Origin of the sequence: Nocardia sp. NPDC058633 (assembly GCF_042717045.1) — a bacterium.
Classification (GTDB): domain Bacteria; phylum Actinomycetota; class Actinomycetes; order Mycobacteriales; family Mycobacteriaceae; genus Nocardia.
The window spans coordinates 104,214-117,396 of record NZ_JBHXRA010000002.1 but is presented as its reverse complement, the minus strand read 5'-3'; the positions used below and the strand labels follow the sequence as shown (position 1 = coordinate 117,396).

At 68.0% G+C, this 13,183-nt stretch carries 21 protein-coding genes and 1 tRNA gene; 7 read left to right on the top strand and 15 right to left on the bottom strand.

The window, feature by feature from the left end; genetic code table 11:
- Positions 1 to 9: 9 nt before the first annotated feature.
- Together ACFWUR_RS02655 and ACFWUR_RS02650 are read right to left on the bottom strand one after the other, a co-directional pair.
- Entirely contained in the window at positions 10 to 726 is a 717-nt protein-coding gene (locus ACFWUR_RS02655) for a phosphodiesterase (RefSeq protein ID WP_378900809.1), read from the bottom strand.
- Entirely contained in the window at positions 716 to 1,192 is a 477-nt protein-coding gene (locus ACFWUR_RS02650; RefSeq protein ID WP_378900806.1) for a DUF4383 domain-containing protein, read from the bottom strand. The genes ACFWUR_RS02655 and ACFWUR_RS02650 overlap by 11 nt, the downstream gene beginning before the upstream one ends.
- A gap of 200 nt (positions 1,193 to 1,392) precedes the next feature.
- On the opposite strand from ACFWUR_RS02650, the gene ACFWUR_RS02645 reads away from it, so the two are divergent.
- Both ACFWUR_RS02645 and ACFWUR_RS02640 read left to right on the top strand, forming a co-directional pair.
- Entirely contained in the window at positions 1,393 to 1,911 is a 519-nt protein-coding gene (locus tag ACFWUR_RS02645; protein WP_378900803.1) for a DUF6328 family protein, read from the top strand.
- Positions 1,912 to 1,975: 64 nt separating this feature from the next.
- Positions 1,976 to 3,472 carry an APC family permease gene (locus ACFWUR_RS02640; protein ID WP_378900800.1) on the top strand — a complete coding sequence of 499 codons (1,497 nt, stop codon included), beginning with the start codon at positions 1,976 to 1,978 and terminating at the stop codon, positions 3,470 to 3,472.
- Between the two features lie 12 nt (positions 3,473 to 3,484).
- Here the strand turns inward: ACFWUR_RS02640 and ACFWUR_RS02635 are convergent, their stop codons facing one another.
- The gene (locus ACFWUR_RS02635; RefSeq protein WP_378900797.1) at positions 3,485 to 3,817 is read right to left on the bottom strand and encodes a hypothetical protein; all 333 of its coding nucleotides are present in this window, start codon (positions 3,815 to 3,817) and stop codon (positions 3,485 to 3,487) included.
- A 453-nt stretch (positions 3,818 to 4,270) separates the two neighbouring features.
- On the opposite strand from ACFWUR_RS02635, the gene ACFWUR_RS02630 reads away from it, so the two are divergent.
- Complete coding sequence (locus ACFWUR_RS02630; protein ID WP_378900794.1) at positions 4,271 to 5,140, top strand: alpha/beta fold hydrolase; 870 nt, start codon at positions 4,271 to 4,273, stop codon at positions 5,138 to 5,140.
- Positions 5,141 to 5,225: 85 nt separating this feature from the next.
- Here the strand turns inward: ACFWUR_RS02630 and ACFWUR_RS02625 are convergent, their stop codons facing one another.
- The 10 genes from ACFWUR_RS02625 to ACFWUR_RS02580 form a co-directional block, all read right to left on the bottom strand.
- Positions 5,226 to 5,801 carry an alkaline shock response membrane anchor protein AmaP gene (locus ACFWUR_RS02625; RefSeq protein WP_378900791.1) on the bottom strand — a complete coding sequence of 192 codons (576 nt, stop codon included), beginning with the start codon at positions 5,799 to 5,801 and terminating at the stop codon, positions 5,226 to 5,228.
- Complete coding sequence (locus ACFWUR_RS02620; protein WP_378900788.1) at positions 5,798 to 6,334, bottom strand: DUF6286 domain-containing protein; 537 nt, start codon at positions 6,332 to 6,334, stop codon at positions 5,798 to 5,800. Before ACFWUR_RS02620 ends, ACFWUR_RS02625 begins: the two co-directional genes overlap by 4 nt.
- Positions 6,331 to 6,648, bottom strand: a complete 318-nt coding sequence (locus ACFWUR_RS02615; protein WP_378900785.1) for an Asp23/Gls24 family envelope stress response protein — start codon at positions 6,646 to 6,648, stop codon at positions 6,331 to 6,333. The genes ACFWUR_RS02620 and ACFWUR_RS02615 overlap by 4 nt, the downstream gene beginning before the upstream one ends.
- The gene (locus ACFWUR_RS02610) at positions 6,645 to 6,833 is read right to left on the bottom strand and encodes a hypothetical protein (RefSeq protein ID WP_358114335.1); all 189 of its coding nucleotides are present in this window, start codon (positions 6,831 to 6,833) and stop codon (positions 6,645 to 6,647) included. Before ACFWUR_RS02610 ends, ACFWUR_RS02615 begins: the two co-directional genes overlap by 4 nt.
- A gap of 1 nt (position 6,834) precedes the next feature.
- Positions 6,835 to 7,305 (bottom strand): Asp23/Gls24 family envelope stress response protein, encoded by a 471-nt coding sequence (locus tag ACFWUR_RS02605; RefSeq protein ID WP_378900782.1) that lies wholly within the window; start codon positions 7,303 to 7,305, stop codon positions 6,835 to 6,837.
- Positions 7,306 to 7,378: 73 nt separating this feature from the next.
- The gene (locus ACFWUR_RS02600; protein WP_378900779.1) at positions 7,379 to 7,714 is read right to left on the bottom strand and encodes a hypothetical protein; all 336 of its coding nucleotides are present in this window, start codon (positions 7,712 to 7,714) and stop codon (positions 7,379 to 7,381) included.
- Entirely contained in the window at positions 7,711 to 8,088 is a 378-nt protein-coding gene (locus ACFWUR_RS02595) for an Asp23/Gls24 family envelope stress response protein (protein ID WP_378900776.1), read from the bottom strand. Before ACFWUR_RS02595 ends, ACFWUR_RS02600 begins: the two co-directional genes overlap by 4 nt.
- Entirely contained in the window at positions 8,085 to 8,660 is a 576-nt protein-coding gene (locus tag ACFWUR_RS02590) for an Asp23/Gls24 family envelope stress response protein (RefSeq protein ID WP_378900774.1), read from the bottom strand. Before ACFWUR_RS02590 ends, ACFWUR_RS02595 begins: the two co-directional genes overlap by 4 nt.
- A complete protein-coding gene (locus ACFWUR_RS02585; RefSeq protein ID WP_378900771.1) occupies positions 8,651 to 9,217 on the bottom strand; it encodes an RNA polymerase sigma factor in 567 nt (188 codons plus the stop codon). The genes ACFWUR_RS02590 and ACFWUR_RS02585 overlap by 10 nt, the downstream gene beginning before the upstream one ends.
- A 199-nt stretch (positions 9,218 to 9,416) precedes the next feature.
- Positions 9,417 to 10,016 (bottom strand): TetR family transcriptional regulator, encoded by a 600-nt coding sequence (locus ACFWUR_RS02580; RefSeq protein WP_378900768.1) that lies wholly within the window; start codon positions 10,014 to 10,016, stop codon positions 9,417 to 9,419.
- 106 nt (positions 10,017 to 10,122) lie between these two features.
- Here ACFWUR_RS02580 and ACFWUR_RS02575 point away from each other — a divergent pair, with 106 nt between their 5' ends.
- From ACFWUR_RS02575 to ACFWUR_RS02560, 4 genes are all read left to right on the top strand, one after another.
- Positions 10,123 to 10,854 (top strand): SDR family NAD(P)-dependent oxidoreductase, encoded by a 732-nt coding sequence (locus ACFWUR_RS02575; RefSeq protein ID WP_378900765.1) that lies wholly within the window; start codon positions 10,123 to 10,125, stop codon positions 10,852 to 10,854.
- 131 nt (positions 10,855 to 10,985) lie between these two features.
- Entirely contained in the window at positions 10,986 to 11,855 is an 870-nt protein-coding gene (locus ACFWUR_RS02570; protein WP_378900762.1) for a M12 family metallo-peptidase, read from the top strand.
- Positions 11,856 to 11,948: 93 nt separating this feature from the next.
- Entirely contained in the window at positions 11,949 to 12,239 is a 291-nt protein-coding gene (locus ACFWUR_RS02565; RefSeq protein ID WP_378900759.1) for a hypothetical protein, read from the top strand.
- 224 nt (positions 12,240 to 12,463) lie between these two features.
- Positions 12,464 to 12,551 (top strand) — tRNA-Leu (locus ACFWUR_RS02560).
- Positions 12,552 to 12,631: 80 nt separating this feature from the next.
- On the opposite strand, the gene ACFWUR_RS02555 is transcribed toward ACFWUR_RS02560, so the two are convergent.
- Both ACFWUR_RS02555 and ACFWUR_RS02550 read right to left on the bottom strand, forming a co-directional pair.
- On the bottom strand, positions 12,632 to 12,763 hold the full coding sequence (locus ACFWUR_RS02555) for a hypothetical protein (RefSeq protein ID WP_378900756.1): 132 nt from the start codon (positions 12,761 to 12,763) through the stop codon (positions 12,632 to 12,634).
- Between the two features lie 30 nt (positions 12,764 to 12,793).
- Complete coding sequence (locus ACFWUR_RS02550; protein WP_378900753.1) at positions 12,794 to 13,003, bottom strand: hypothetical protein; 210 nt, start codon at positions 13,001 to 13,003, stop codon at positions 12,794 to 12,796.
- Positions 13,004 to 13,183 lie beyond the last annotated feature (180 nt).

The following is a 13,183-nucleotide window of genomic DNA, read 5'->3' as shown; positions in this document are numbered from 1 at the left end:
ACACGTCGATCACGTCGAGGGCTGGTCCTCGCCGCCGGTGCGGCCGCGTCGGCTTCCCGTGTAGGCGGATTCACGCAGACGGTTCACCACATTCGGGACCATGGCGACGTCGGCGGGACGGTTGAGCACCGGATCGAAGAAATCGGTGCGGTGCTCGCCGGGTTCGGCCCGCCGAAGATCCAGTTCACCGATCACTTCGGCGGGTCGGCCGATGCCGTCGGCGATGAGTGAGTACCGGATCACCCGGTCGTCGAGACAGTCGTCGAGTGCTTGTAGCGACGCCGTGTTCGGAAGGTCTTCGGCGTCGAGGGGCTCGGCGAACAGCCAGACCGGGGCAGCGGTGGCGAACCGGTAGGGCAGCAGGCTGCCGAAGCGCGCGCCTGCCCAGCCGCGGGCGGGGGTGATGACGAATCGGCCCAGTGTGCTGCGCCCGGTGGTAGCCAGTGCGAAGTCCCAGGGGTGCTGGTCGCGGTCGAGGACCCGGAAGGCCAGACCGAGCACGTCGGGCACACCCACCGGGCTGCCGAGTCCCTTCGACAGCCGGGCGATCACGGCTCGATCGCCCGCGCCGAACCAGGGCTCGAAGTCGGGGGTCGCTCGGAACCGGCCGGAGAGGCGGATACCGCGAGGGTGGAACACCCGCGCGTCCCGGACCCGCGCGCCGGTCTCGAAGGCGGCGCGGATGACGGCGTTGGGCAGGGCGGTGATGGTGTGCTTATCGATCATCGGCGAGAGTTCCTGTCGTTGTCGTGGTTTTCGGTCGGCGCGGCAGAATCAGGCCGAGGGCGATCATGCCGAGGCCGAGGCCGAGGTGCAGCCAGTTGTCGGCGTCGTCGAGCGGCACGAAATTGGCGTCGCTGTGCTCGTCGACGAGCAGGCCGTAGAGCCACAGCGCCAGATAGATCACGCCGCCGCCGAGCAGGAATGTCCGCGCGGCTGCCGCGCCGGTGGCCGCGAGCAGGCCCAGGATGCCGAAGACGAGGTGAACGACGTTGTGCAGCACCGAGACCGTGAAGATGCCGAACAGCTGGGCATGGGATCGGTGGCCCGCCCACCGCAGGCTGTCGTAGTCGGTGGTGACCCCGGGTATGAATCCGAGGACACCCACCAGCAGGAAGACCGCACCGACAGCCAGCGCGGCCCATTGGATCGGCGAGCGGGCGGTCCCAGAACTGCGCACACGAGTGGACACTGCATTGTCCTTTCGTCGGGGCGGGTCGACCGCCCGCGAGTGCCGAGTGGCCTGGATGACGAACGCATGCCCGCTGCCGCGCCGGGTAAACGGTGGCGATGTCACTCGAACAGGGTCTGCCTCGGTTGCGCGCGCCCAAACCGGGTATTGCCGTCGCAGATGATCGGTGGTTCGGGGCGGCCGAGACAGGAGGTCCTCCCATGGATGACTCTTCCTGGAACTTCCGCGTGCGCGGTGAGACCGAGACCCAGCGGCTCGACCGGAACTGGGCGTCGTTATTGCAGGAATTGCGCGTGGTGCAGACCGGCGTTCAACTACTGACCGGCTTTCTGATGATCTTGCCGTTCCAGTCGAGATTCGAATCGCTGAGTACCTCGATGCGGGCGCTGTATCTGGTCGTACTCACGGCCTCGATCGCCGCGACCGCCCTGCTGGTCGCCCCCGTCGCGGCGCATCGGCTGCTGTTTCGCCGACATCAGCTCGCGTGGCTGGTGTCGGCGTCGAATCGACTCGCGCTCATCGGAATGACGCTGCTCGGTATCGCGCTGGTCGGTGTATCAGTTCTGCTCTTCGATGTCGTCGCGGGCAGGGTAGCGGCGGTCGTCGCCGGGGTCGGGTTCGGTGCGCTGTTCATCGGGACCTGGTTCGGCCGACCCCTGTACAAGCTCGTCCGATCGCCGCGCGAGGCCACCGATGACCAGCGCCGCGTCAGACGCTGATTCTCAGCTCCTTGGCTCTGCGCACAACCTGCTTCGACCGTGATCAACGGGGTATGAGACCGGCATGGCTGTCGTGCTGAAACGAGCGGTGACCACGCCCCTGCTGTTCTTCTTCATCCTCGGCGACATTCTCGGCGCGGGGGTCTACGTCCTGGTCGGATCGGTCGCGCGGGAATCCGGTGGCGCGGTCTGGCTGCCGCTGCTGACCGCACTCGTGCTGGCCACGCTCACCGCGGGCTCCTACGCCGAACTGGCCACCAAATATCCGCGTGCGGGCGGCTCGGCCCACTACGTCACCACCGCGTTCGGTCCCGCGGCGGGGTCGTTCGTCGGTTTCTGCATGCTCGCCGCGGGCGTGGTGTCGGTGGGTGCGCTGGCCAGGGCGTTCGCCGGAGACTACCTGCAAGCGCTGATCACGGTGCCGACCCTGGCGGTCGTGGTGGTCTTCCTGATGCTGCTCGCCGCGCTCAACATTCGCGGGATCAAGGAGTCCCTCGGTGCGAATGTGGTGGCCACTCTGGTGGAACTGGGCGGCCTGCTGCTGATCATCGGCCTCGGGGCCTGGGTGATACTGCGCGGTGACGGCGATCTCGACCGACTCACCGAGGTCGGCACCGCCGACCACGGCGCCGTGGGGGCGGTGCTGGCAGGCACGGTGCTGGCGTTCTACTCGTTCGTCGGATTCGAGACCTCGGTGAATCTGGCCGAGGAGGTCGAGGATCCGCGGCGGTCCTATCCCAGGGCGCTGTTCGGGGCCCTGCTCACCGCGGGGGTGGTGTACGTGCTGATCGGCGTGGTCGCCAGTGCCGTCGTGCCCACCGATCAGCTGGCGCGGTCCGGCGGGCCCCTGCTCGAGGTCGTGCGCGTCGCCGGTGACTTCCCCGACTGGCTGTTCAGCGTGATCGCCCTGGTCGCGGTGGCCAACGGCGCGCTGCTCACCGGCATCATGTCGTCGAGGCTGGCCTACGGGATGGCCAACGACGGTCTGCTGCCGCCGGTTCTGGGCCGGATCCTGCGGGGACGGCGTACACCGTGGGTAGCGATTCTCGCGACGTCGGGCGTGTCCTTGATCCTCGCGTCGACCGGCGAAGTCGACTCGCTGGCTGCCACTTTGGTGCTGTTGCTGTTGTTCGTCTTCGCGGCCGTCAACGCCGCGGTGCTGGCGCTGCGTACCCAGCCCGGCGAACCAGGCCACTTCCGCATCCCGACGGTCATACCCTGGCTCGGCCTCGGATCGTGTCTGTTCCTGTTCACACGCATCGACGGCGAGGTCTGGGTGCGCGGCCTCGTCCTCGTCGGCTCGGGGGTGGTGCTCGCGATGGTGAACGCGGTCCGTGCCCGGCGCGGCGGCGCGGTGAAGCGGCCGGAAACGGGTACTGCGAAGCAAGGACGAAGGAGGACTCCCATGTCAGGAACGAAGGATCACCACAACGACGAATCCACCGAACCCAAAGGCGGCCGACCGGGCCCGACCGATCAGGGCAAGGAAGGCGGGATGGCTACGCGCGAGCTCGCCGCCGACATCGCCGAAACCGAAGGCGCGCAGGAACCACCCGACTGATCAGCGTCGAGATCAGTGCCCGCGAGGATCGGTGAGCGACAGTCCTTCCTTGGCCTTGATGCGCCGATGCTCGAGCAGCAACCACGTGATGCCCGCTCCGGCGAGCGTCACCGCGGCGATCGCGCCGATGGTGGCCCAGCCGGCGAATCCGTATCCGGTGGCGGTCAGGCACAGTGCCAACGCGATGATCCCCATCGCGCACAGGATGATGCCGGGGAAGTTGTAGCCGTCTTCGAGGCCCTCACCGGCGTGACTGCGGGTCGTGCGAGCGTGGTCGGGGACTCCACCGCCCGCCCCTTCGGTCTTCTTGTCCAAGGGACCATGATCCTGATTCGAGGATGCCATCAGTCTTCCCTCCGGCTAGTCGGGTATGAGGTGGCCTTACCCGAAGCCGTGGGTCTCAATCCGGGCCCGGTCGGCCTCGGTGGACAGCGGTTGCCGGGACCGTCGTCAGGGACAGCGTCCAGGCGAGGACGCGCTGGTTCCGGCAACCGCTCGCCAGCCGGTCAGGAGTTCGGCCATCCCGTCCCCGGTGGCGGTCTGTGGTTCGAGCTACAACCGGGCGATACCCGAGCGCATCTCGTCGAAACAGGCGAGCACACCCACTGATGAGCGCGAGGACCCCGATTCGGACCAGAGGGCGCTGAATAGACGGGCGTACTACCGGAACCGGCACCGCCGGATTCCGCGGGAGGCGGTCTGAGAAATCCGCTCCCGCCGAGTCGGCCTTGACGTTCCTCGGCAGTCACGCGCCCGAGCCGCCGATGAGTTTCGGGCGCGGAAGACGTCGATACTGACATGACCACACAGACGCTCGACACCGGCGACAGCCTGCTCACCTACGACGTGCACGGGCCGCTGCCCACCACCGACGGCAGGCCGCCGCTGTTCATGATCGGTCTGCCGATGGACGCCAGCGGCTTCACCACGTTGACCTCGTACTTCGGCGATCGCACGGTGATCACCTACGATCCCCGCGGTATGGGCCGCAGCACCCGTAACGACGGGCGGATCGACAACATCCCCTCGGTCCACGCCGACGACGTCCACGCCGTCATCCGGGCGCTCGGCGTCGACTCGGTCGAGATGTTCGCCAGCAGCGGCGGGGCGATCGTGGCGCTCGCGCTCGTGCCCGCCTACCCGGCCGATGTGACGACGCTGGTGGCGCACGAGCCGCCGCTGATCCCGGTACTTCCCGACGCTGCGGCGGCCGAGCGGGCTCGCACGGGGTTTCGGGATGCCTATATGGCCAAGGGCTTCGGTGCCGGGATGGCGGCCTTCATCGCGATGACCTCGTGGCAGGGGGAGTTCACCGAGGACTACTTCGCCCAGCCCGACCCGGATCCCGCTCAGTTCGGGCTGCCGACCGAGGATGACGGCCTACGCGAGGACCCGCTGCTGTCGGACCTGTCCTGGGCGGTGAGCAGCTATCGCCCCGACATCGCCGCACTCGCCGCGGCACCGACCCGGATCGTGATCGCCGCCGGGGAGGAATCCGCGGGCACCTTCACCGCTCGCACCGCCGTGGCCGTGGCCGAGTTGCTCGGTCAACAGGCGACGGTGTTCCCGAGCCACCACGGCGGATTCGCCGGCGGCGAATTCGGATACCCCGGTCAGCCCGAAGCCTTCGCGCGCACGCTGCGTGAAGTTCTCGACGCGAGCAGGTGACACAGACGCCAGGGCGGCGCGAGGCGAAAGCCCCCGTGCCCACTGTTGTGGTGAGCACGGGGGCTTTCGCTGGTCGGGTCGGCTACTACTGCGCGCGTGCAGTGCGCCCGCGATCGGCGATCCGGAATTCGACCGTCACCGGAACAGCGGTGAGGTCCAATGCCGTACGCAGTCGCGAAACGGCGTGCCCGAGAATCTGTTTGCGCAACGCGGTCAGATCGGTATCGGGGTCGGTGCTGACCAGCAGGTGCAGATCGGGTGCGAGCGCGTTGCCGGAGAGCCGGGCGGTGACCGACCGGACTCCGTCGTAGCTCTCGATATCGGCGACCACCGGTTCGGCGGCCGTGCTGGATCCGAGCTGCGTGCGGCCCTGCTCGCCCGCCTGCCCGAGCTGCCACACCGTGCGCTTGGGCAGCCGGGTGAACTGAGCGGCCAGCCACCGCAGCATCGCCAGCCCGAGGACGACGGCACCGACGATGGCGAGGTAGAACACCCAGCGCGGTGGCTCCTCGGTGCCGGGGACCAGCGGCGAATCGCGCGAAACCCCGCCCAACGCGCCCAGATGCACCGCGATCAGCACCCCACCCGCCCCGGCGAGCAGAATGCCGAGGAGCCCGAGCAGACCACGATTCAGGCGGGCGGGCCGGTTGGCGCTGGTCATCGTGCACCTCCGGGCCCGATCGTGCGCAGACTGGTGCGCAGGCGGGGAACATGGGCAGGCTTGATGTGGTCCAACCTGGTGGCCACGGCCTCGCCCACGTCCCGCGCGGTCTGTTCCGCGGTGTACCGGGTGTGTCCGGTGACGTGGATCTTGTTGCGACGCAGCCGAACTCGTGCCTTGTCGACACCGTCGACGCCGCCCGCGGCATCGGCCAGCGCGTGTCGCAGGCTGCGTCGCGCGATACCCGCGTCGATCCCGTCGCCGGGCTCCAGCGCGAGCAGCACCGGCTTACCGGGGAGCGCCGCCGTCGCCAACAGCGCCAGCCCCAGCACGACCACGACGATGCCCGTGCCCAGCACCCACACACTGCCCCACGACGTGTCGTGCAGCCGGGCGGCGATGCTGTCGTAGGAGACCCACTCCCGGGCGCCGCTGAGCCGCTGGATCAGCGACACCGCGACGAGCACCGCGGCCGCGCACAGCAGCAGCGCGACGATGACAGCCGGGACGACCCGGCGGGGATGGCGTGTCATCGAACTCTCCTCTCCGGCGGTTCCGGGACCAAGGCCGACACCTCGATGTCGACCTGCGGCACGGCCAGTCCGGTCAGTTCCTCGGTCCGGGCGATCAGATGCGCGCGGCACTCGTCGGTGACGCGCGCGACCGGCAGCGGATAGCGGATCGGGAGTCGGACGCGCAGGGTGGCGCCGGCCCCGATGACCTGGGCGCTCACCTGCACGTCCCGCTCCACCCCGGCCACCTCGGTCGCGGCCCGAGCGGCGATGCGCCGAACGGCGCGCTCGTCGATCGTGGTCGCGCCGGGCAACTCGGCGGCGGCGCTGGTCATCGCCTGCTCCGATCCTGCGCCGAACGCAGGAGGCCGGACAGGTCGACTTCACCGTCGAGCCAGCGCCCGATCAGCAGACCGAGGCCACCGAAGATCAGCACGACCGCGAAAGCGCCGAGCCCGCCGAACGCGGCGGCGAATCCGAGCGACAGCCCCATGACGAGGCAGATCATGGTGGCGTTCATGTCACTGCACCCGGTCGCGGGTCGGCTGCTGCTGGTCGGCGTCGTCTTCGATGTAGACATCGTTGACGTTGATGTTGACCTCGACGACCTCGAGTCCGGTCATCTGCTCGATGGCCGTGATCACGTTGCGGCGCACCGCGCGCGCCAGTTCGGCGATGGCGACCCCGTAGTCGACGACGAGTTCCAGATCGACCGCGGCCTGCTTCTCGCCGACCTCCACCGACACACCCTGGCCGATGCTGGAGGACGCGCCCGGAATGCGGTCGCGCAGAGCGCCGATCGCGCGAGCGGTGCCACCGCCGAGTTCGTAGACTCCGCGCACCTCCCGCGCCGCCAGACCCGCGATCTTCTGGACCACGGTGTCGGCGATGGTGGTCGTGCCCTGATCGGTCACCAGGGCGCCGGGGCGGTTCGACGCCTCGGCGGTCTTCTCGACGGCCTTGCTGCTGTTCTCGGTGGTCGTGCTGCTCATAGCTACTCCCGGTTGTGTTGTGCTCCAACAGTTGTCGAACGGACATTGGTAGGACACCGCGGCCAGGGATTCGTCACGGGCCGAGATGGTGATCTGGATCGCTACGATCGGCGAACACGTCGGTGTGCAGGTCGACGACGTGGATCCGCAATCGTGCGGTGGCCCAGGGGGTCCCGTCGAGCAGCGGCCGTACCGCGGCGTCGAGTTCATCCAGCAGGGGATTCAGCGGCAAGCTCGCGGCGACGACTCGGATCTCCACCACCGTGTCGCCGAGGTCGACGGCGGCACTGCCCGCGTTCCACGGCAACCACCGGCTGTTCTGCAGGCCCATCGGGACCGCGGGATACACGTTGTCGACGGCATCGACCGTGGCCACGATCCGGTCGATCAATTCGGTCTCACTGATCACGATCGCCCCGGTTCGATATCGAGCACCCACACCGTCACCTCGTCGACGTCGGCGCCAGTCTGCTCGGTCACCGCGCCGGCGACAGCCTCTTGCACGGCTCGGCCCACCTCGCCGACGTGCCCCGAGGCCGTCAACGCCAGATCGACCTGGATGGCGAGCAGCCCACCGGCGCGCCGGATCCGTACCCCGGCAGAGGGGACCGGCTCCTGCCCGATCCAGAGTTGGCGGCCGGTGCGGGCCAAGTGGCCGACCAGCCCGAGCACACCGGGCTCCAGCCGAGCCACCCCCGGCACCAGGATCGCCGCCCGGGCGGCCACCCCGGCGATCACGGCGTCGCCGACGATCAGTTCGGTCTCGGGCAGGGTGCCGGTCACCGGTCCTCCTGGTAGATATCGACCACGGTGACGTCGAACGCGCCGAGCCGCACGCCGATCCGGGCGGTCGCCGCGGCACCCACCCGGGCCCGCACCACCGAGACGATGTCGTCGATGCTCGGCCCGCCGTGCCGCACGGACAGGGACATGTCCACGGCGATCACCTGCTCGCCGTTCTCGTCGGTGTCGCTGCTCTGTACGCGGCAGCCGCGAGCCCGCACCCCGTCGACGGTGTCGGCCGCGAACCGCAGGACCACGGCAACGGCCTGTTCGCTGACCTGGATCGCGCCGGGATGTGGGGTGTCGACACCGAGGGTTCGCCCGCGGCGCACGTCGGCGCGCACGGCGGACATGATGCGCCCGAACAGGTCCGGTGGTGGCGGATCGGGTTCCTCGATGAGTTCGCGGGTGGCCGACCGCAACGTCAGCAGGCTTTCCCTGGCCGCCGCGCAGTGCGGGCACGACGATTCGTGGGCGTCGGTATCGCCGTCGTCGAGTCGTTCCCATACCTGTTCCAGCCCGCGTCCGCACGGGAGCAGGTAGTCGTTGTCGGTGCTGTGGGTCACCGCCATGGCTTCATCACCTCTGCCAGTTGGGCTCGGGCGCGCGCGATCCGCCCGCGCACCGCTGTGCTGTTGGCGCCGACGATCTCGGCGATCTCGTCATAGGAGCGGCCGTGCACTTCGCGCAGCAGCCAGCAGGCCCGCTGTTCGGGCGTGAGCAGCTGCAGCGCTTCGGTCAGCGCCGCCATCTGACTGCTCACCTCGGTGGCGTGGTCGGGGCGGGTATCGGTGTGGGTCGAGGCCGTCGTTTCGGGATCGACCTCGGAAGCCGGCCGGCGGGCTCGGATCACGTTGAGGCACCGGTTGGTCGTCATCCGGTAGAGCCAGCCGGCGAACGCGCCGTCGTCCTGTAGTCGCCCGATCGTTCGCCAGGCTTTGAGGAAGACCTCCTGGGTGACGTCCTCGGCCTCGGCGCGGTCGGCCAGCATCTTGGCCGCCAAACGAAACATCGGTCCCTGGTAGCGCAGCACCAGCTGCTCGTATGCGCGGACATCGCCGTCGCGCGCCCGACCTGCGAGGGTCGCGTCATCCAGCTCTGTCTCGGTCGCGGGTGACGTCGTAGTCACACGGCACCTCCTCCGCTGTTCCTGTGATGGACACCGACACGCAGGACATCGTCACGGCAAAGTATGGGTGATCGTCGTCTCAATCGACCGAGCATGGAGTCTCGGGGGTGTCGCGGTGTCCCGCCACGCCTGGCGCGACCGCGTCGCCATGGCACCGCTCACGGGCGGTAACACAGCGAGCGGGAAGTCCGGGTCGCGCTCATCTGCGCAAACCCGCGGTGAGCGTCCGCACGGCCCCGCCGGTCAGCTGGGCAGCGGTGTCGGCGGTTCCGTTCGGGTCGCCCGCCCAGGTTTCCATCGCTACCCGGATCGCGGTGGTCGCCGCGGCGGCGAGCAGCGCGATGTCGAAGGCGTCGTAGGTCGATGCCGCGCGTTCGGTGATCACCCGGACGAGTTGTCGCTCGGAGGAGTCGTTGACCCGCACCCACACCGCGCGCAGCTCGGCGTCTGCCGCGGCGGCCGCGAGCAGGCCGCGGGTTCGGGCGAACGACGCTGCCGTGTCGGCATCGCATTCCGCCATGGACCGGCGCGCCGCCTGTTCGAGCGCGGCGGGCAACTCGACGTCGGGCGGTACGGCTGCCAGTAGCTCCCGCCACCGACGAGCGCCGAAGGCGAGAAGCGGACCGACCGCTTCCTGCTTGGTCCGGAAGTAGCGATAGAAGGTGCGAACGCCGATACCGGCGCCGGCGGCGATCTCCTCGACCGTGGTCGAGGAGACGCCTTTCGCCGCGAACAGTTCCGCCGCTACGCGGGCGATGTGCTGCTCGGTCTCGGCTTTGCGGCGCTGGGTGAGGTCCATCACCCCACTCTAGGCATAAATTGCCTAGTTGGCACGTTGTGCCATTGTGGAGATGGTCGAGAGCCATCATCGATCACTCGATCCGAATCAGTAGGAGGACAAGCCGATGTCGCAGCCAACGATCATCATCATCGGAGCGGGGCCGGGAGTCGGGTACGAAACCGCCGAGCGGTTCGGCCGGGCCGGGTACGCGGTCGGTCTCATCCGCCGCAACGTCGAACAACTCGATGCATTCGCTGCAAAGTTGCGCACACTGGGAGTTCACGTCGCAACGACCGCCGCCACCGCGCACGAGCCGCAGGAACTGGCCGCGGCGGTCACCGAATTGGGCCGAGAGCTCGGCGGGATCGACGTGCTCGTCTACAACGTGCCAGGGCCCTTGCGCGAGGCCTACGGCCCGATCATCGACACCCCGCTGTCGGCGCTGCAGAGTTTCCTGACTCTGCGCGTGGTCAGCGCTTTGGCCGTAGTGCAAGCCGGGCGTCCGTTCCTCGAGCAGGCCAAGGGTTCGGTCCTGTTCACCAGCGGTCGATCCGACCGGAACGCGTACGCGGGCACCGGGCTCATCGGTACCCCGCAGGCAGCGCTGCGCATGCTCGCCCAACATCTCCACGACGAACTCGGCCCGGCCGGCGTCTTTGTCGGGTACCTGCCGCTGGACAATCCGCCGCTCTACTCCGACCCCGAACTCGAGAAGCGGCGCACCGACATCCCGGAAGGTTTCTCCCTGCCCGAACGGGTCGTCGCCAGCGATGTCGCCGACAAGATCTTCGCGCTCAACCAGGCGCGTGACGTATTCGACCGCCCGGTTCGGTCATCGGTGCGTATCGAGCCCTGACCAGCGCAGAAGTGCGTCGTCCGAGAATTGTAAATGTTGATGTTTCTGATTCTGGCGTTGACGTGCCCTGGTCCGACTACTGTTTCGTGCGCCAACCGACCGTTGTCGGTCATCGCTACGAAAGGTCACGAATGAGAAATGTTTCCAGGTCACATCTAGCCCGGTTCGGTGCGTCGCTGGCGGCGACGCTGGCGGCCACGGTCTGCCTGGGAGGCGCAGCGTCTGCCGCTCCCGGCGGACTCGACACCGGGTCGGGGTCACCGGGGAGCTCGAACCCCGTAGTCGGCGGACCGGTCATCGATCTGCTCGTCTTCTACACGCCGGAGGTACTCGCGGCGCGTGGCAGCGAGCAGGCCGTCCTGACCGCGATCAACAGCAGCGTGCAGGGGATGAACGACGCACTGTCTCGCAGCGAGATCGCCGGTCAGGTGCGCGTCACGCATGCGCTGAAGGCCGGTAGCGGCGAGGCCGTCACCGGCCGAGGTGGTACGGCCCTGGATTGGCTCCGTGGTAACACGGCCGTTCAGCAAGCCCGGGACGAGTACAAAGCCGACCTCGTCTCCTTGGTTATCACCGGGGGAGAAGGTGTCGCGAATCTGCCCAGCGTGCCGGTGAGCCAGGCATCGTCCGGCGCGGCCTGGAGCGTCGTCGGAAACGACTGGCTCGAACCCGATCTCGCTCGCGGCGAGGCCGGAGTCTTCGCCCACGAACTGGGCCACAACCTCGGGGGGATGCACGACTGGGGCACCACCCCGGGCACCGGAGGCGCACACCCCGAACGCCACGGTCATGTCACCGCCGCCGGTCACGTGGACATCATGGCCTACAACAATTCACCCCTGTGTACGACGAAATGTCAGCGCAAGCCCTACTACTCGAACCCCGACGTCACCGTCGACGGCGAATCCTTCGGCCGGCGCGGCGGAAACCATCCCTCCGATATCGCCTCGGTGTTCGCGCAAACCATCCCTGTCGTCGCGGCATATAGGAACGCTTCCTGACCGGGAGAGATCCACGCGCCGAACGCTGTCGTCTGTAGGCTGGATCGGTTCATCACACACGTAGCACTTCCATGACGAGAAGGGGCTTACACGTTGTTGACACACAAAATCGCGACGACCGCCGCAATCGGCGCCATCGCCGCCCTCCTGGCCGCGGGCACCGCGACCGCCCAGCCGCACACACCCGCTCAGCCGCCGCTGCCACACAGCGTCGGCACCGAAAACGGCAATGATGGCCTACGCGCGACCGAAATCAGTGCGGACGAAGGCGATGGCGGCGCCAAGTCCGGAAAAGACGCCGAAGGCAAGGGGAAGGGCAAAGGTAAGGGCAAGGGGCAAGGTAAGGGCAAGGGCAAGGGCAAACCCGGGGCCCCTGGCGAATAGGGCCGCCGGCTGAGGGCAGTTGCCGGGCCAGGTCACCCCGCGGGGGCTCTGGCTCGGCGACTGCCCATCCGACGAACGGATCCGCCCCTCGACCCTCCTCGGCAGCCCTCGAGGGTGGCGTATAGACGGATCGGCGGAGTGTGCCGGCTGCACACAAAACAGCAGGTCATCTAGGCGATTTGGTTTCCGACAGTGCGTCGGATAATCTTTTGGCACACCAGCAAGTCCGGGTGGCGGAATGGCAGACGCGCTAGCTTGAGGTGCTAGTGCCCGTATTAGGGCGTGGGGGTTCAAGTCCCCCTCCGGACACCAGTGCTCAACACAACTATGTGTGCACATATATTAACTCGATGCTCCAGGGGCGAATACCGCACCTGGAGCATCATTGTTTCCTAGAGCTCCTGCTTGTGCGCCGGCGCACCGTTGGCCAGCACGAGCCGAACGTCGCCAAGTGATCCGATGAGCCTGCGGATCTCGGTCTCGGTCAACCGTTCGGTATTGGGCAGGCCTCGAGCCGTGGCCAATGGCGCAACGTTGTTGTTTGCCGCGGCGTTCTACGCCATGGCGTCCTGCTGATGCTGCACATCCAGACCGTCCTCGGCTACGAGCCGTTCACCGCTGGTCTGGGCGTATCTCCCGTTCGCCGCGGGCATTCTCACGGGGATGTGGCTGTCGTTCCGGGTGGTGAACAGGCTCGGTGACCGCTTGGCCTTGGTGATGTCGTTGCTGATCAGCGCGGCGGGCCTGCTCCTGATGTCCGGCATCGACCGCGCCGACACTTACGCCTGGGGAGTGCTTCCGGCGTTGCTCGTCACCAGACTCGGCTGCGGAATGAGTCTGCCCGCCCTGACGGTTACCGCTTACCGGCACCACCGAGGACAATGCCGGAATCGGCTCCGCCCTGCTGAGCTCGGTCCAACAACTAGGCGGCGCAGTAGGTTTGG